This is a genomic window from Actinomadura hibisca NBRC 15177, from assembly GCF_001552635.1.
In the GTDB taxonomy this organism is placed as follows: domain Bacteria; phylum Actinomycetota; class Actinomycetes; order Streptosporangiales; family Streptosporangiaceae; genus Spirillospora; species Spirillospora hibisca.
Map to the genome: position 1 here is coordinate 99,298 of NZ_BCRO01000039.1, position 17,112 is coordinate 116,409.

At 72.9% G+C, this 17,112-nt stretch carries 14 protein-coding genes; 10 read left to right on the forward strand and 4 right to left on the reverse strand.

Annotated features, from left to right (window positions below):
* Nucleotides 1–130 precede the first annotated feature (130 nt).
* Both AH6_RS18745 and AH6_RS18750 read left to right on the forward strand, forming a co-directional pair.
* Nucleotides 131–1,297 carry a cysteine desulfurase family protein gene (locus AH6_RS18745; RefSeq protein ID WP_067481750.1) on the forward strand — a complete coding sequence of 389 codons (1,167 nt, stop codon included), beginning with the start codon at nucleotides 131–133 and terminating at the stop codon, nucleotides 1,295–1,297.
* A gap of 114 nt (nucleotides 1,298–1,411) precedes the next feature.
* The gene (locus AH6_RS18750) at nucleotides 1,412–2,260 is read left to right on the forward strand and encodes a DUF1206 domain-containing protein (protein WP_067481536.1); all 849 of its coding nucleotides are present in this window, start codon (nucleotides 1,412–1,414) and stop codon (nucleotides 2,258–2,260) included.
* 51 nt (nucleotides 2,261–2,311) lie between these two features.
* Here the strand turns inward: AH6_RS18750 and AH6_RS18755 are convergent, their stop codons facing one another.
* Nucleotides 2,312–3,385 carry a DUF695 domain-containing protein gene (locus AH6_RS18755; protein ID WP_067481538.1) on the reverse strand — a complete coding sequence of 358 codons (1,074 nt, stop codon included), beginning with the start codon at nucleotides 3,383–3,385 and terminating at the stop codon, nucleotides 2,312–2,314.
* Nucleotides 3,386–3,424: 39 nt separating this feature from the next.
* Here AH6_RS18755 and mnmA point away from each other — a divergent pair, with 39 nt between their 5' ends.
* From mnmA to AH6_RS18780, 5 genes are all read left to right on the forward strand, one after another.
* Nucleotides 3,425–4,501, forward strand: coding sequence for a tRNA 2-thiouridine(34) synthase MnmA (mnmA, locus tag AH6_RS18760; protein WP_067481540.1), 1,077 nt, complete (start codon nucleotides 3,425–3,427; stop codon nucleotides 4,499–4,501).
* Nucleotides 4,502–4,574: 73 nt separating this feature from the next.
* Nucleotides 4,575–5,399: an LLM class F420-dependent oxidoreductase gene (locus AH6_RS18765; RefSeq protein WP_067481542.1), complete on the forward strand. Its 825-nt coding sequence runs from the start codon at nucleotides 4,575–4,577 to the stop codon at nucleotides 5,397–5,399.
* Between the two features lie 26 nt (nucleotides 5,400–5,425).
* Nucleotides 5,426–6,427: a methionine synthase gene (locus AH6_RS18770; RefSeq protein ID WP_067481543.1), complete on the forward strand. Its 1,002-nt coding sequence runs from the start codon at nucleotides 5,426–5,428 to the stop codon at nucleotides 6,425–6,427.
* A gap of 60 nt (nucleotides 6,428–6,487) precedes the next feature.
* On the forward strand, nucleotides 6,488–8,659 hold the full coding sequence (ligA, locus tag AH6_RS18775; protein ID WP_067481545.1) for an NAD-dependent DNA ligase LigA: 2,172 nt from the start codon (nucleotides 6,488–6,490) through the stop codon (nucleotides 8,657–8,659).
* Nucleotides 8,660–8,835: 176 nt separating this feature from the next.
* The gene (locus tag AH6_RS18780; protein ID WP_067481547.1) at nucleotides 8,836–10,986 is read left to right on the forward strand and encodes a putative bifunctional diguanylate cyclase/phosphodiesterase; all 2,151 of its coding nucleotides are present in this window, start codon (nucleotides 8,836–8,838) and stop codon (nucleotides 10,984–10,986) included.
* Here the strand turns inward: AH6_RS18780 and AH6_RS18785 are convergent.
* Nucleotides 10,983–11,234 carry a DUF6458 family protein gene (locus tag AH6_RS18785; RefSeq protein ID WP_067481549.1) on the reverse strand — a complete coding sequence of 84 codons (252 nt, stop codon included), beginning with the start codon at nucleotides 11,232–11,234 and terminating at the stop codon, nucleotides 10,983–10,985. The genes AH6_RS18780 and AH6_RS18785 overlap by 4 nt on opposite strands.
* 229 nt (nucleotides 11,235–11,463) lie before the next feature.
* Here AH6_RS18785 and gatC point away from each other — a divergent pair, with 229 nt between their 5' ends.
* The 3 genes from gatC to gatB are packed head-to-tail and all read left to right on the forward strand — an operon-like array spanning nucleotide 11,464 to nucleotide 14,764.
* The gene (gatC, locus tag AH6_RS18790; RefSeq protein WP_067481554.1) at nucleotides 11,464–11,763 is read left to right on the forward strand and encodes an Asp-tRNA(Asn)/Glu-tRNA(Gln) amidotransferase subunit GatC; all 300 of its coding nucleotides are present in this window, start codon (nucleotides 11,464–11,466) and stop codon (nucleotides 11,761–11,763) included.
* Complete coding sequence (gene gatA, locus AH6_RS18795) at nucleotides 11,763–13,265, forward strand: Asp-tRNA(Asn)/Glu-tRNA(Gln) amidotransferase subunit GatA (RefSeq protein WP_067481557.1); 1,503 nt, start codon at nucleotides 11,763–11,765, stop codon at nucleotides 13,263–13,265. The genes gatC and gatA overlap by 1 nt, the downstream gene beginning before the upstream one ends.
* A gap of 14 nt (nucleotides 13,266–13,279) precedes the next feature.
* Nucleotides 13,280–14,764: an Asp-tRNA(Asn)/Glu-tRNA(Gln) amidotransferase subunit GatB gene (gene gatB / locus AH6_RS18800; RefSeq protein WP_067481751.1), complete on the forward strand. Its 1,485-nt coding sequence runs from the start codon at nucleotides 13,280–13,282 to the stop codon at nucleotides 14,762–14,764.
* Nucleotides 14,765–14,808: 44 nt separating this feature from the next.
* On the opposite strand, the gene AH6_RS18805 is transcribed toward gatB, so the two are convergent.
* Together AH6_RS18805 and AH6_RS18810 are read right to left on the reverse strand one after the other, a co-directional pair.
* Nucleotides 14,809–15,876, reverse strand: a complete 1,068-nt coding sequence (locus AH6_RS18805) for a PQQ-dependent sugar dehydrogenase (protein WP_067481559.1) — start codon at nucleotides 15,874–15,876, stop codon at nucleotides 14,809–14,811.
* A gap of 10 nt (nucleotides 15,877–15,886) precedes the next feature.
* The gene (locus AH6_RS18810) at nucleotides 15,887–16,960 is read right to left on the reverse strand and encodes a PQQ-dependent sugar dehydrogenase (RefSeq protein ID WP_067481561.1); all 1,074 of its coding nucleotides are present in this window, start codon (nucleotides 16,958–16,960) and stop codon (nucleotides 15,887–15,889) included.
* Nucleotides 16,961–17,112: the final 152 nt, after the last annotated feature.

A 17,112-nucleotide genomic window follows, 5' to 3' on the forward strand; every position in this document is an offset into this window, starting at 1 on the left:
TTACTGTACCGACCGGACGGTACAGTAAGCAAGATGATCTTGAGGGTATTCCCTGGTCAGCGCCCGCTTACCCGCTGCGGCCCGGTCCCCGGCCGGGCGGCCGCCGGGCGCGGATAATGTTGTCGGCGTGGTGACCTACCTCGACCATGCGGCGACCACCCCGATGCTGCCGGAGGCCATCGCCGCGATGACGGCGGAGCTGGCCGCCCTCGGCAACCCCTCGTCGCTGCACGCCGCCGGCCGGCGCGCCCGCCGGGTGGTGGAGGAGTCCCGCGAGATCATCGCCGAGACCTTCGGCGCCCGGCCCAGCGAGGTGGTGTTCACCTCCGGCGGCACCGAGGCCGACAACCTGGCGGTCAAGGGCCTGTACTGGGCCCGCCGCGCCGCCGACCCCGCCCGCGTCCGCGTGCTGGCCTCGGCCGTCGAGCACCACGCGGTGCTGGACGCGGTGCAGTGGCTCGGCGACCATGAGGGCGCGCTGGTGGAGTGGCTGCCCTGCGACGAGCTGGGCCGCGTCCGCCCCGAGACGCTGCGGGCCGCGCTCGGCCCCGGCGGCGGCGAGGACGTGGCGCTGGTCACCGTGATGACGGCCAACAACGAGGTGGGCACCGTCCAGCCGGTCGACGAGCTGGCCGCCCTCGCGCGCGAGCACGGCGTCCCGTTCCACACCGACGCCGTCCAGGCCGCCGCGCACCTGCCGGTCGACTTCGCCGCCACCGGCGCGCACGCCCTCACCGTCAGCGGCCACAAGCTCGGCGGCCCGCTCGGCGTCGGCGCGCTGCTGCTGGCGCGCGGCACCGACCCCGTCCCGGTCCTGCACGGCGGCGGCCAGGAGCGCGACGTGCGCTCGGGCACGCTCGACACCCCGGCCATCGCCGGGTTCGCCACCGCCGTCCGGCTGTCGGGGGAGCGCCGCGCGGAGGAGGCCCGCCGCCTGGCCCGGCTGCGCGACCGGCTGATCACCGAGGTGCGGGCCGCGGTGCCCGACGCCGTCCTCAACGGCGACCCGGACGACCGGCTGCCCGGCAACGCGCACTTCTCCTTCCCCGGCTGCGAGGGCGACGCCCTGCTGATGTTGCTGGACGCGCGCGGCATCGCCTGCTCCACCGGCTCGGCGTGCTCGGCCGGGGTGTCCCAGCCCAGCCACGTCCTGCTGGCGATGGGCGCCGACCCCGGCCGCGCGCGCGGCTCGCTGCGCTTCACCCTCGGCCACACCTCCACCGAGGCCGACGTCACCGCCCTCGCCGACGCCATCGGCCCGGTGGTCGAGCGCGCCCGCCGGGCGGGGCTCACCTAGGAACGCGCCGGGAACGATCTCGGGGCCCGCCGCCCCGACCTCGCGCTTTGTCGGAGTTTGACCCTTTCGCTGGCGGGCACAAGCCTGCCGACTTTGGCAGAGAGGGCGAAGGACATGGCTTCCAACGTGGCGGGCGGCAGCGCCAAACGCATGGGCCGGCAGGCGGCGGGACACCCGTGGTTCCACAAGCTCACCCGGGTCGGGCTCGCGGCGCGCGGTGTGATCTACCTGCTGATCGGCCTGCTGGCGGTGCAGATCGGGCTGGGCGGCGGCGGGGGCGGCAAGGAGGCCGACAAGAGCGGCGCGCTCCAGAGCGTCGCCGACAAGCCCGGCGGCACGGTCATGTTGTGGGTGCTGGTGCTGGGCTTCGCCGGGCTGGCGCTGTGGCGCTACACCGAGGCGGTCTACGGGCAGCCGCTGCCCGACGGCCACAAGGCCACCAAGCGGCTGGCCTCGCTGGCCCGCGGCGTTTTCTACACCGCCGGCTGCGTCGCGATCCTGATGTTCGTGATGGGCCAGGGCAGCACCTCCAGCGACAGCCAGTCCAAGTCCTTCACCGCCAAGGCGATGGGCGAGCCCGGCGGCCGCTGGCTGGTGCTGGCGATCGGCCTCGGCTTCGTCGGCTGGGGCGTCGCCAACGTCGTCGGCTCGTTGCGCCGCAAGTTCCTGGAGAAGCTGCGCACCGGCCAGATGAGCGCGCACACCCTGAAGGTCGTGAAGATCCTCGGCGCGCTGGGCGGGGCCGCGCGCGGCCTGGTGTTCGGCGGCGTCGGCGTCTTCCTGGCGCACGCCGCGATCACCTTCGACGCCGGCAAGGCCAAGGGCCTGGACGGCACGCTGCGCGAGTTCGCCGGCACGCCCGCGGGCCCGTGGCTGCTGGTCGCCGTCGCGGTGGGGCTGGTGCTGTTCGGCGCCTACTGCTTCTGCGAGGCGCGCTGGCGCAAGGTCGAGGCCGTGCGCTGACCCTCTCGCTTTTCCCGGCCCGTCCCTTCCAGGGGCGGGCCGGTCACGTTTTCAGGGCAGGTAGGGCGCGAGCACGCGCCAGCCCGGGTCGGCGGCCGAGGCGACCTTGGCCTTGCCCTCCGGCCACACGGCGGCGAGCTGGTCGAGCTTGGCGACCACCGGGGAGTCGGGGTCGGCGTACAGGTGGTAGACGCGCAGCCCGTCGCCGGTCTCCTTGGCCGCCAGCACCGCGCCCGCGCCCAGCGACTCCAGCTTCTTCTCGAACTTGCGCAGCGCGCCCGACGACGGCTCGACCGGCAGCCGGTCGGGGTTGGCGCTGGCGTAGGGCAGGCTGATCGACACGTGCAGGTCGTGCAGCGGGTGGTCCTGCCGGTGCAGCGGGAAGCGCACCTCCAGCCGGGACGGGTGGCCGCGCGGGGTGCGGCCCTCGCCGGTCAGCCAGGACGACTCCTCGAACGGCTCGGCGATCTGCTCGACCACCGTGGCCAGCAGCGCCGGGGGCAGCGCGTCCATCGGCGGCTCCATCGCGATGGACACCTCGCCGATCCAGCGCGCCACGTCGTCCTCGCCCAGCGCCCAGTCCAGCACGTGCAGCGCGACCTGGAGCTGCTGCTCCTCGGACACGAACAGAAAGTCGGGGTGGTAGGCGCTGACGTGCACCCGCGCCTGCGCCGCGTCGGCGCGCATCCCCAGCTTCACGTAGTCGAGGTCGAACTCGTGGTCGCCCAGCACCAGGTGCTGGCCCAGCATCTCCGGGTCGGCCTGCCGCGCCGGGTGGAACCGCCAGCCGCCCGCCGCCGCGCCGCGCGGGGCGGCGCGGTACCAGCGCTCGGCCAGGCCGCGCAGCCCGGGGTCGCCCGCGCCGGACACCGTCAGCGTCGGCGCGTTCTCCTCCGCGCCGCCGATCTCCCACTGGAGGTCGGGGTGGATGCGGTGCACCCGGGCGGTCAGCTCCTCCACCAGCTCGGTGGGCAGCCCGTCGGCGGGCGCGTCCTCGCCGTCGGACTCGGCGTTCAGCGCCGACTCGACCGCGGGGCGGGCCTGCGCCCACCACTCCCAGAAGTCGGTGATGGCGGGGACGGCGGTGGCGGCGGACGCCTCGCGCGGGCGGCGGAAGATTCCCATAGCGGGGTTATCGTACGCGGAATATACGCTGGGAGGACTATGACTCTGCGCGTACTGGCCGCCATGTCGGGCGGCGTCGACTCCGCCGTGGCCGCCGCCCGAGCCGCCGAGGCCGGGCACGACGTCACCGGCGTCCACATGGCCCTGTCCAGCAACCCCCAGTCCTACCGCACCGGCGCGCGCGGCTGCTGCACCCTGGAGGACTCCCGGGACGCGCGCCGCGCCGCCGACGTGATCGGCATCCCCTTCTACGTGTGGGACCTCGCCGAGCGCTTCCACCAGGACGTGGTGGAGGACTTCGTCAGCGAGTACGCCGCCGGGCGCACCCCCAACCCGTGCCTGCGCTGCAACGAGAAGATCAAGTTCGAGGCGCTGCTGGACCGGGCGCGGGCGCTGGGCTTCGACGCGGTCTGCACCGGCCACTACGCGCAGTGGGACGGCACCACCCTGCGGCGCGGCGTCGACTACGGCAAGGACCAGTCCTACGTGCTGGCGGTCTGCACGCCCGAGCAGCTCGCGCACGCCCTGTTCCCGCTCGGCGACACCACCAAGGCCGACATCCGCGCCGAGGCGGCCCGGCGCGGCATCCAGGTCGCCGCCAAGCCCGACAGCCACGACATCTGCTTCATCGCCGACGGCGACACCCAGGCGTTCCTGGCCGAGCGGCTCGGCGCGGCCCCCGGGCCGATCGTCGACACCGACGGCAACCAGGTCGGCGAGCACGAGGGCGCCTACGGCTACACCATCGGGCAGCGCAAGGGGCTGCGGCTCGGCCGTCCCGCGCCCGACGGCAAGCCCCGCTACGTGCTGGACATCTCGCCGGTCAGCAACACCGTCACCGTCGGGCCGCGCGAGGCCCTGGACGTCGCCGAGATCACCGCCGAGCGGCCGGTGTGGCTGGGCGAGCCGCCCGCCGGGGCGATCGGCTGCCAGGTGCAGCTGCGCGCGCACGGCGAGGTGCACGACTGCGTCGCCGAGCTGTCGGGCGACCTGCTGCGCATCCGGCTGGACCGGCCCGCCAAGGGCGTCGCCGCAGGTCAGGCGGCCGTGTTGTACGTGGGGGACCGGGTGCTGGGGTCGGCGACGATCGCCGAGGCCGCGCGGGTCGGCGTCTGACCGGGGTGCGCGGGGAATAATCGCGGCCCGCCGCGCGCCGATACCGTGCGTACCCCTATAGCGAGGAGTTGCCATGGAGTTCGGCGTCTCGACGTTCGTGACCGATGACGGGATCGGCCCGGCGGCCCTCGGTCGCGCCCTGGAGGAACGCGGGTTCGGCGCGCTGTTCCTCGCCGAGCACACCCACATCCCGGTCAAGCGCGAGTCCCCGTGGCCCGGTGGCGACGAGCTGCCGCGCCACTACTACCGGACGCTCGACCCGTTCGTGGCGCTGAGCGCGGCCGCCACCGCCACCGAGCGGCTCCGCGTCGGCACCGGCATCGCGCTGGTCATCCAGCGCGACCCGATCGTGCTGGCCAAGGAGGTCGCCTCGCTGGACCTGATCTCCGGCGGGCGTGCCGAGCTGGGCATCGGTGCTGGCTGGAACCGCGAGGAGATGCGCAACCACGGCACCGAGCCGAAGACGCGGATGCGGCTGCTGCGCGAGCGGGTGCTGGCGGTCAAGGAGTTGTGGACGGCGGAGGAGGCCGAGTTCCACGGCGAGTTCGTGGACTTCGACCCGGTGTTCTCCTACCCCAAGCCGGTGCAGGACCCGCACCCGCCGGTGCTGGTCGGCGGCTCGGGGCCGACCACCTTCGACCGGGTCGTGGAGTTCGGCGACGCCTGGATGCCGATCCACGGGCGCGGCACCGACGAGCTGGCCGGGCAGATCGCCGAGCTGCGCGAGCGGGCGGGGCGGCACGTGCCGGTCAGCCTGTTCGGCGTGGTGCCCAAGGCCGAGATCGTCGCCGAGGTCGCGGCGGCCGGGGTGGACCGCATCCTGTTCAACCTGCCGACCGAGCCCGAGGACGCGACGCTGGCGCGCCTCGACCGGATGGCCGCGCTCATCACCAGCTGATCAGGCTGGATAGGGTCTCGGGCGTGATGGATTTTCCGTGGGGGACGGGGACCGCGACCGGTGTCGGGTCCTATCCGGGGGACGACCCCGCCGAGGCGCTGCGGATCGTGCTCGGTGAACTGCCCGAGCTGCCGCACCTGCCCGAACTGCCCGCCAGGGGCCCCGGCGCCGACCTGACCGGCCGGACCGCCGGGCTCCTGGTGGAGTTGCCGGTGCACGTGGAGCCGTCGGGCTGGCGGTTCTCCGACCGGCCCGGCCGCGACACCCGGCGGGCGCTCGACCTGATGGCGCGCGACCTGGACGTGCTGGAGGAGCTGGCCGGGGGGCACGACGGCCCGTTCAAGATCCAGGTCGCCGGGCCGTGGACGCTGGCGTCCACCATCGAGCTGCGCGGCGGCCAGCGCGCGCTGAAGGACCCGGGCGCGGTGCGGGACCTCACCGCCTCGCTCGCCGAGGGCGTGGCGCGGCACGTCGCCGACGTGCGGCGGCGGCTGCCGCGCGCGCAGCTGCTGCTCCAGATCGACGAGCCCGCGCTGCCCGCCGTGCTGGCCGGAAGCGTCCCCACTGCCAGCGGCTTCTCGCGGCTGCGCGCCATCGAGGCGCCGATCGCCGAGAACACGCTGCGGCAGGTGATCGAGCAGGCCGGCGACGTCTTCCCGGTCGTGCACTGCTGCGCGCCGAACGTCCCGTTCGCGCTGCTGCGCGGCGCGGGCGCGAAGGGGATCTCGGTCGATCTCGGCCTGATCCCGACGCGCGACGACGACGCGGTGGGGGAGGCGATCGACGCCGGGATCGGCCTCTTCCTCGGCGCGGTGCCCGGAACCGACACCGCCCTCCCGTCGCTGGAGGCCACCGGCGCGCCCGTCCGGGCGTTCTGGCGTCGGTTCGGATTCCCGGCCACGCAGCTCGCCCGGCAGGTCGTCATCACCCCGTCCTGCGGGCTTGCCGGAGCCTCGCCCCGGTACGTCCGGACCGCCCTGAAGCGCTGCCGCGACACCGCGCGGATGCTGCACGAAGCGGCGGAGTAGTCGCCGGTCGGGAGGCGCGCCGAGGGCCGTAATGTCGGTGGCTCGGGCGAGAATGGGGCCATGACCACGAGCGAGGACGTCCCCACCCAGGCGGCGAAGCGGCACAAGGAGCTGGCCGACAAGCTCGACGAGGCGAGCTACCGCTACTACGTGCTCGACCAGCCGACGCTCAGCGACGCCGAGTACGACCGGGCGATGCGCGAGCTGCAGGCGCTGGAGGACGAGCACCCGACGCTGGTCACCCCCGACTCGCCCTCGCAGAAGGTCGGCGCGCCGATCACCACCGACTTCGCGACCGTCCGGCACCTGGAGCGCATGCAGAGCCTGGACAACGCGATGGACGGCGACGAGCTGGCCGCCTGGGACGAGCGCGTGGTCAAGGAGGTCGGCGAGGTCGCCGGCTACCTGTGCGAACTGAAGATCGACGGGCTGGCCATCGCGCTGGTCTACGAGAACGGCCGCCTGGTGCGCGGGGTCACGCGCGGCGACGGCCGCACCGGCGAGGACGTCACGCTCAACGTCCGCACCATCGACGCGATCCCCACCCAGCTCGCGGGGGAGGGGTGGCCGGAGGTGCTGGAGGTGCGCGGCGAGGTGTTCCTGCCCGTCGAGGGCTTCGAGCAGGTCAACGCCGCGCAGGCGGAGGCGGGCAAGCAGCCGTTCGCCAACCCGCGCAACGCCGCCGCCGGATCGTTGCGGCAGAAGGACCCCCGCGTCACCGCGCAGCGCCCGCTGAGCATGCTGGTGCACGGCTTCGGGGTGTGGAAGGGCGGCGCCAAGCGGCCCGGCAGCCAGTCCGAGGCGTACGAGATCATGGGCAGCTGGGGCCTGCCGGTCAGCGACCGGTACAAGGTCGTCGGCGGGCTGGACGCGGTGCGCGAGTACATCGCCCACCACGGCGAGCACCGGCACGACACCGCGTACGAGATCGACGGCGTGGTGGTGAAGGTCGACCAGTTCCCCCTCCAGCGGCGGCTGGGCTCCACCTCGCGCGCGCCGCGCTGGGCGATCGCGTGGAAGTACCCGCCCGAGGAGGTCAACACCAAGCTCCTCGACATCAAGGTCGGCGTCGGCCGCACCGGGCGCGTCACCCCCTACGGCGTGATGGAGCCGATCAAGGTGGCCGGGTCGGTGGTCGCCTACGCCACGCTGCACAACGCGAGCGAGGTCAGGCGCAAGGGCGTGCTGATCGGCGACACCGTCGTGCTGCGCAAGGCCGGGGACGTCATCCCCGAGATCGTCGCCCCGGTGGCCGACCTGCGCGACGGCTCCGAGCGCGAGTTCGCGATGCCGACGCACTGCCCCGAGTGCGGCACCGAGCTGGCCTACGAGAAGGAGGGCGACGCCGACATCCGCTGCCCCAACGCGCAGTTCTGCCCCGCGCAGCTCCGCGAGCGGGTGTTCTTCCTGGCCAGCCGCAAGGCGCTCGACATCGAGGCGCTCGGCTACGTGGCGGCGACGGCGCTCACCCAGCCGCTGGAGCCCAGCGAGCCGCCGGTCCGCAACGAGGGCGACCTGTTCCACCTGACCGTCGAGCAGCTCCTGCCGATCCGCTCGGTGGTGCGCGAGCAGCGCACCGGCCTGCCGCGCATCGACGAGAAGACCGGCGAGGAGAAGGTCGTCACCTTCTTCGCCAACAAGGAGGGCGAGCCGAAGAAGACCGTCGAGGTCCTGTTCGAGGAGCTGGAGAAGGCCAAGAGGCAGCCGCTGTGGCGGGTGCTGGTCGCGTTGTCGATCCGGCACGTCGGCCCGGCCGCCGCGCAGGACCTGGCCCGCGAGATGGGCTCGGTCGACGCCATCCGCGCCGCCACCGAAGAAGAGCTGGCCGCCGTCGACGGTGTCGGCCCCACGATCGCCGCCTCCATCAAGCGGTGGTTCGAGGTGGACTGGCACCAGGAGATCGTCCGCAAGTGGGCCGAGGCCGGGGTGCGGATGGCCGACGAGGGCGCCGGCGGGCCGCGGCCGCTGGAGGGCGTCAGCGTGGTCATCACCGGGTCGATGGAGGGGTTCAGCCGCGACTCGGCGACCGAGGCGGTGCAGCGGCTGGGCGGCAAGGTGTCCGGTTCGGTGTCGAAGAAGACGGGTTTTGTGGTCGTCGGCGACAGTCCAGGGTCGAAATACGACAAGGCGGTCAAGCTGGGCGTGCCGATCCTGGACGAGGGCGGATTCGGCGTGTTGCTCGCCGACGGGCCAGATGCGGCCAAAAACGTAACCCTGCGCGCGGAGTCATGACGGGGTGTGCTCGCCGGGCCGTTCACCAGCGTAAAGTTACCCAACGGTACGGTAGAGTCACCCACAGGTTGCGGGCCGTGCGCGATGGGGCATAACGGAACGTACGCAATCGGTTTCGCGAAGTTGAGCGAAGGTCGTACCCTCCCAGTCATCACAGGTCCCCCGAACCCCCCGAGATGGTGATGAAGGACCCGAACAACACGCGGAACACGATGCCGCGCCGGGGCTCCCCGCTGTGGAGCTACTTCGTCGTCGTCACGCTGCTCGGCGTCGCGGCGTGTGTCGCGGCGCCGGCCGGGCTGCTGACCGGCCCCGACGTGGACGCCCTCGCCGGCGACCCGCTGTTCTGGATCCTCGGCGTGCTGATCGTGGCCGGCGAGCTGCGGCCGATCATCACCCCCGGCTCCACCGAGAACAGCGGGGCCAGCACCTCCACCACGTTCTCGTTCGCCGCGCTGCTGTACGCCGGGCTGCCGATCGCCGTGGTGCTGCGCGCCGTCGCGCTGGTCACCTGCGGCATCTTGTGGGGGCGGGCCCCGCACCGCATCGCCTTCAACGTGGCGCAGTACACCCTCAGCCTGGGCGCGGCCTGGCTGGTGCTGGGCCTGTTCGGGCACCACCCCGCGCCCACCGCCACCTGGGTGCCCGGCGGCCCCGACCTGCCGGTCATCGCGCTGGCCGGGGCGGCCTACTTCCTGTGCAACGACACGCTGGTCGCCACCGCGATCGCGCTGCACGAACGCGTCCCGCTGCTGAAGGCGCTGCGCTGGGACCTCGGCTACCAGGTGCTGGTGCACCTGGCGCTGCTCGGCCTGGCCCCGCTGATGGTGGTGGCGATGGACCGCTCGGCGGCGTTCGTCCCGCTGATCGTGCTGCCGTTCATCGCGGTCTACCTCAACGCCTCGGTGTCGGTGCGGCGCGAGCACCAGGCGCTGCACGACGGCCTGACCGGGCTGCCCAACCGCAAGCTGCTGACGGTGCGCACCGAGGAAGCGCTGAACGAGGTCCGCTCGGCGCTCGGCACCCGCCGCGCCCCGCGCCGCCCCAGCGGCACGCGGCCCGCGCGCGGCCCCGGCCGGATCGGCGCCCGCCGCCGCGCCCCCGAGGAGCCGCGCCAGCGCGCCGGGCTGTTCCTGCTCGACCTCGACCGGTTCAAGGAGGTCAACGACACCCTCGGGCACGCCACCGGCGACCGGCTGCTGCAACTGGTCGCGCACCGCCTCACCCACAGCGTGCGCCCCGGCGACCTGGTCGCCCGGCTCGGCGGCGACGAGTTCGCGGTGCTGCTGCCCGCCGTCCGCGACGAGGCCGCCGCCCGCGAGGTCGCCGTCCGGCTGCGCGCCGCGCTCAGCGAGCCAGTCCGCCTGGACGGCATGACCTTCGACCTGGAGGCCAGCGTCGGGATCGCGCTGTTCCCCGACCACGCCCCCGACTTCGACCTGCTGCTCCAGCGCTCCGACGTGGCGATGTACAACGCCAAGGAGAGCCGCAACGGCGTGGAGGTCTACTCGCCCGGCAAGGACCGCAACTCCCCGGCGCGGCTCAGCATGCTCGGCGACCTGCGGCGCGCCATCGACCGGGGCGAGCTGGAGCTGTTCTACCAGCCCAAGATCGCCCTGCACGACGGCCAGCTGGTGGGCATGGAGGCGCTGCTGCGCTGGCGGCACCCCGACAAGGGCGTGCTGGAACCGGCCGCGTTCCTGTCGATCGCCGAGCAGACCTACCTGATGCGCTCGATCACCCACCACGTGGTGGACGCCGCGCTGGCGCAGACCGCCGCGTGGTGGCGCGAGGACCTCACCGTCCAGGTCGCGGTGAACGCCTCGGGCCGCGACCTGCTGGACGCCGGGCTCACCGAGACGATCGAGAACGGCCTGCGCGCCCGCGACCTGCCCGCCGCCGCCCTCCAGCTGGAGATCACCGAGCGCATCCTGATGAACGAGCCGGCCTACGCCTCCGAGACCGTGGGCGCGCTCGCCGAACTCGGCATCCCGCTCAGCCTGGACGACTTCGGCACCGGCTACTCCTCGCTGGTGCGGCTCAAGCGGCTGCCGGTCGAGGAGATCAAGATCGACTCCTCGTTCGTGCGCCGGCTCACCACCGACCCCGACGACGCGGTGATCGTGCGCTCCATCATCGACCTGGTGCGGACCATGGGCCTGCGCTCGGTCGCCGAGGGCGTGGAGGACGGCGCCACCGCCGCGCGGCTGCGCGAGATGGGCTGCGACGCCGCCCAGGGCTGGCACTTCGGCCGGCCCATGGACGCCGCCACCGCCACCGACTGGCTGCGCCGCCGGATGGAGCGGGCCCCCGAACCCGCCGCCTAGTAACCCGGACGCCGGGTGCGGGGCTCCTCGTAGTACTCCTCGCGCACGGTCGTCGGGGGCACGGCCGGGGGCACCCCGCGCCGCCGCGTGCTGACGATCCGCACGATGCCGATCACCAGCCCGATCAGGCCGCCGACCATCAGGATCACCCCGACCAGCCGGATGTCCAGGCCGCTGATGTCGAACTCGACCGCGTAAGCCAGGATCGCGCCAATGATGATCAGTGCGATGCTGCCGCCGATGGTCACGGCGATCTCCTCTCGTCGTCCCGGACGTACGAGACAACAGTTCCCCTCAGACCGCGTCGAAACGGATCGGCGCGGCGGCACCGTCCCGGCGGCCGGTCCAGGGCCGGTCCGCCGCGCCCCGCGCGGGGGCCGGGCCAGGGGGATCATGCCTGCGTAAACCGGTCGGCCGCCGCCGCACGGGCCCCTAGGATGGTGCCGAACCCACTCGATCTCAGAAACGGTTTCCCACATGCCCGCGATCACCCGAGACGAGGTGGCCCACCTCGCCCGGCTGTCCCGGCTGGCGCTCGGCGACGATGAGCTCGATCATCTCGCCGCCCAGCTCGACCAGATCATCTCCGCCGTCGCGCGGGTGCAGGAGGTCGCGGCGGAGGACATCCCGCCGACCTCGCACGCGCTGCCGCTGACCAACGTGTACCGGGCCGACGAGGTCCGGCCGTCCCTCACGCCCGAGCAGGCCCTGTCGGGGGCCCCGGCCGCCGAGGAGCAGCGCTTCCGGGTACCGCGGATCCTGGACGAGGAGGCCTGATGAGCGAGCTGGTCAAGAAGAGCGCCGCCGAGCTGGGCGCGCTGATCGCCGCGGGCGAGACCTCGGCCGCCGAGGTCGCGCAGGCCCACCTCGACCGCGTCGCGGCCGTGGACGGCGAGGTGCACGCCTTCCTGCACGTGGACGCCGAGGGCGTGCTCGCGCAGGCCCGCGCCGTGGACGGGCGCCGCGCCGCCGGCGAGGAGCTCGGCCCGCTGGCCGGGGTCCCGGTCGCGCACAAGGACGTGTTCACCACCGCCGACATGCCGACCACCGCCGGTTCCAAGATCCTTGAGGGCTGGCGGCCGCCGTACGACGCGACCGTCACCGCCCGCCTGCGCAAGGCCGGGCTGGTCATCCTCGGCAAGACCAACATGGACGAGTTCGCGATGGGCTCCTCCACCGAGAACAGCGCCTACGGCCCCACCCGCAACCCGTGGGACCTGGCGCGCATCCCGGGCGGCTCGTCCGGCGGCTCCTCGGCCGCCGTCGCCGCCTACGAGGCGCCGCTGTCCACCGGCACCGACACCGGCGGCTCCATCCGGCAGCCCGCCGCCGTCACCGGCATCGTCGGCGCCAAGCCCACCTACGGCGGCTCGTCCCGCTACGGGCTGATCGCGTTCGCCTCCAGCCTGGACACCCCGGGCCCGTTCGCCCGCAACGTGCTGGACGCGGCGCTGCTGCACGAGGCGTTCTCCGGCCACGACCCGATGGACTCCACCTCCGTCGACCGGCCGGTCCCGCCGGTGGTGGAGGCCGCGCGCCGCGCCGACGTCGCCGGGATGACCGTCGGCGTCGTCAAGGAGTTCGGCGGCGAGGGCTACCAGCCCGGCGTGCTGGCCCGCTTCAACGAGGCGGTCGAGCTGCTGGAGTCGCTGGGCGCCAAGGTCGTCGAGGTGTCGTGCCCGAACTTCGGCTACGCGATGCCGGCCTACTACCTGATCGCGCCGTCGGAGGCGTCGTCCAACCTGGCCCGCTTCGACGCGATGCGGTACGGGCTGCGCGTCGGCGACGACGGTTCGCGCAGCGCCGAGGAGGTCATGGCGCTGACCCGCGCCGCCGGGTTCGGCCCCGAGGTGAAGCGCCGCATCATGCTGGGCACCTACGCGCTGTCGTCGGGCTACTACGACGCCTACTACGGCAAGGCGCAGCAGGTCCGCACGCTGATCTCGCGCGACTTCGACGCCGCGTTCGAGCAGGTGGACGTGCTGGTCTCGCCGACCACGCCGACCACCGCGTTCCCGATCGGCGAGCGCGCCGACGACCCGATGGCCATGTACCTGGCCGACCTGTGCACGATCCCGTCGAACATGACGGGCAACGCCGCGATCTCGGTGCCGTGCGGCCTGGCCGACGAGGACGGCCTGCCGGTCGGCCTCCAGATCATGGCCCCGGTCCTCGGCGACGACCGCGTCTACCGCGTCGGCGCCGCCGTGGAGCGGGCCCTGGAAGACCGCTGGGGCGGCCCGCTGCTGGCCCAGGCCCCCGAACTGGAGGCCAAGTGAGCACCCCGACCGTCATGAAGTTCGAGCAGGCGCTGGCGAAGTTCGAGCCGGTGCTGGGCATCGAGACCCACATCGAGCTGGGCACGAACTCCAAGATGTTCTGCGGCTGCCCGACCGCCTTCGGCGCCGCGCCCAACACGCAGGTCTGCCCGGTGTGCCTCGGCCTGCCCGGCTCGCTGCCGGTCACCAACCACGCCGCGATCGAGGGCATCATCAAGATCGGCCTGGCGCTGAACTGCGACATCGTCGAGTGGTGCCGGTTCGCCCGGAAGAACTACTTCTATCCGGACATGCCGAAGGACTACCAGATCTCCCAGTACGACGAGCCCCTGTGCGTCGACGGCCACCTGGACGTCGAGGTCGAGGGCGAGACCTACCGGATCGAGATCGAGCGCGTGCACATGGAGGAGGACACCGGCAAGTCGCAGCACGTGGGCGGCGCGACCGGCCGCATCCAGGGCGCCGACCACTCGCTGGTGGACTACAACCGGGCGGGCATCCCGCTGGTGGAGATCGTCACCAAGCCGATCACCGCGACCGGTGACAAGGCCCCGCTGGTGGCCCGCGCCTACGCGACCGAGCTGCGCGAGCTGGTGCGCTCCCTCGGCGTCTCGGACGTGCGCATGGAGCAGGGCTCGATGCGCTGCGACGTGAACGTCTCGCTGATGCCGCGCGGCGCGGCCGAGTGGGGCACCCGCACCGAGACCAAGAACGTGAACTCGCTGCGCTCGGTGGAGCGCGCGGTCCGCTCGGAGATCGAGCGCCAGGCCGCCGTGCTGGACTCGGGCGGCCGGATCGTCCAGGAGACCCGCCACTTCCACGAGAACACCGGCACCACCACCAGCGGCCGCAGCAAGGAAGAGGCGCAGGACTACCGCTACTTCCCCGAGCCGGACCTGGTGCCGATGGCCCCGTCCCGCGAGTGGGTGGAGGAGCTGCGCGCGACCCTGCCGGAGCTGCCCGCCGCCCGCCGCAAGCGCGTCCAGCAGGAGTGGAACCTCTCCGAGCTGGAACTGCGCGACGCGGTGAACGCGGGCGCGGTCGAGCTGATCGAGGACACGATCAAGGCGGGGGCCGCCGCTCCGGCCGCCCGCAAGTGGTGGATGAACGAGCTGTCGCGCCGCGCCACCGAGCAGGGCGTGGAGCTGGCCGAACTGCCGATCACCCCCGAGCAGGTGGCCCGCGTCCAGGCGATGGTCGACGCCAGGGAGCTGAACGACAAGCTCGCCCGCAAGGTGTTCGAGGGCGTCCTGGCCGGTGAGGGCGCCCCCGACGAGGTGGTGGCCGCCCGCGGCCTGAAGGTCGTCAGCGACGACGGCGCCCTGGCCGCCATCATCGACCAGGTGATCGCCGACAACGCCGACGTGGCCGACAAGATCCGCGCCGGCCGCGTCGCCGCCGCGGGCGCCCTGGTCGGCGCGGTGATGAAGGCGAGCCGAGGCCAGGCCGACGCGGGCCGTGCCCGCGAACTGATCCTGGAAAAACTCGGCGCCTCCTGACCCGGGAAAGCGCCGCCCCGGGGCCTCCCGCCTCGGGGCGCGCGCTATTTCAGGGGGAGGACGATGATTTTGTCGTCGTCCGGTTTCGGGTCGCCTCGGCCGTCCTTGTTGCTCGTCGTGATCCACAGGGTGCCGTCGGGGGCTCGGACCGCCGCGCGCAGGCGGCCGTAGCGGTTCTCCAGGTGGGGGACCGGTTTGCCCGCCTTGCCGTCCTGGACCGGGACCTGCCACAGGCGTTCGCCGCGCAGGCCCGCCGCCCACAGGGAGCCGTTCGCGTAGGCCAGGCCCGACGGGGACGCCTCGCTGGTCGCCCAGGTCAGCAGCGGGTTGGTGAACTTCTCGTCGTCGGAGGTGCCCTCCACGTCGGGCCAGCCGTAGTTGGCGCCCTTGGTGATCAGGTTGATCTCGTCGTAGCGGTTCTGGCCGAACTCGGTGGCGTACAGGTTCTTGGCGTCGTCCCAGGCCAGGCCCTGCACGTTGCGGTGGCCCCAGCTCCAGATCCGCGTGTTGAACGGGTTGCCGGGGGCCGGTTTCCCGTCGGGGGTCACGCGCAGGATCTTGCCGCCCAGGTCGTCGCGGTTCTGGGCGCGTTCGGGTTCGCCCGTTTCGCCCGTCGCTATGTAGAGGTACTTGTCCGGCCCGAACGCGATGCGGCCGCCGTTGTGGTTGCCGCCCTTCGGGATGCCCGTCACGATCGGGTGCGGGGCGGTCAGGGCGTCGTCCAGGCGGAAGCGCACCACGCGGTTGTCATCGGCCGCGGTGAAGTGCAGGTAGATCAGGTGGTCCTCGGCGTAGGTCGGGGAGACCGCCACGCCCATCAGGCCGCCCTCGCCGCCGGGTTGCACGCCCGGCACCCTGCCGATCGGGGTGACCTGGCCTTGCGGCGTGACCCTCAGGAGACGTGCGCTTTCGCGTTCTGTTACCAGGGCCTCTTTGTTCGGCAGAAAGTCGATCGCCCACGGGATGCTCAGGTTCTTCGCCAGTTCGCGTGGTTCGCCCAGGGCCGCCGACGACGTGGACGGCAGCGGAGGCGGTGTTGTGGGCTCTCCTTCGGCGTTGGACGAGCAGGCCGCCGCCAGCAGGGTCACGCCGATGAGCCAGTGTCTGCGCATGGGAACGGCCTCACGTCAGGGGAACCACGATCACTCCGTCATCTTCCCCGTTGTCGGTGGTCAGCCACATCGCTTTGCCGTCGGGTGTCGGCGTGGCCGAGCGGATGCGGCCGAACCTGCCCTGGAAGTGGGCGACCGGCCTGCCGACCTTGCCCTCGTTCAGGGGGATCTGCCACAGGCGGCGGCCCCGCAGCGCCGCCGCCCACAGCGAGCCGTTCGCGTAGGCCAGGCCCGACGGGGACGCCTCGCTCGTCGCCCAGGTGAGCAGAGGTTGTGTGAACTCGCCGTTGCTCGGGGCCATGCCCTCCACCAGCGGCCAGCCGTAGTTGCGGCCCTTCACGATGTGGTTGATCTCGTCGAAGCGGTCCTGGCCGAACTCGGTGGCGTACATCCGCTTGGCCTCGTCCCAGGCCAGGCCCTGCACGTTGCGGTGGCCCCAGGTCCAGACCCGCGTCTTGAACGGGTTGCCGGGGGCCGGTTTCCCGTCCGGCGTCAGGCGCAGGATCTTGCCGCCCAGGGACTGGCGGTCCTGGGAGTTGCCCTGCTGCGCCGCGTCGCCTGTGCTGGCGTACAACATGCCGTCCGGGCCGAACGCCAGGCGGCCGCCGTTGTGGTTCACGGCCTTCGGGATGCCCGTCGCCAGGACCTCGGGCCTGCCGAACGACGCGCCGCCCTCGTAGCGGACGCGGGCGATCCGGTTGTCGGACGCCGCCGTGAAGTAGACGTAGACGTTCTTGTCCGAGTCGTAGGAAGGCGAGACCGCCACGCCCAGCAGGCCGCCCTCGCCGTGGGGCGCCACGCCGGGCACCCTGCCCAGTTCCGTCACCTTGCCGCTGGGGGAGACCCGCAGCAGCAGCGCGCTCCGCCGCTCGGTCATCAGCGCGTCCCCGCCCGGCAGGAACGCCAGACCCCACGTGACCTGCCGTCCCTTCACCAGCACTCGCGGCTCGCCCAGGCCGCCCTTGGCGGCCGGGGACGGTGGGGGCGGGGGCGAAGTCGCCGGGGCCGCGCTCTCCGGTTCGGCGCTGCACGCGCCGGAGGCCAGCAGGGTCACGGCGGTCGCTAGGGCGAGGGCGCGGCGCATAGGGCCATCAAGGCACAACCCGGTCCCGCCGCACAACGGCCACGTCCGGCCGCCGTTCACGCCGGGTACGCACCGGCTATGCTTCGTTACGCCCCGTCGCGATCGCCTGGCCCGAGCTTTGTCGCCGGGAGGACGCCCAGCCTCAATCGCTC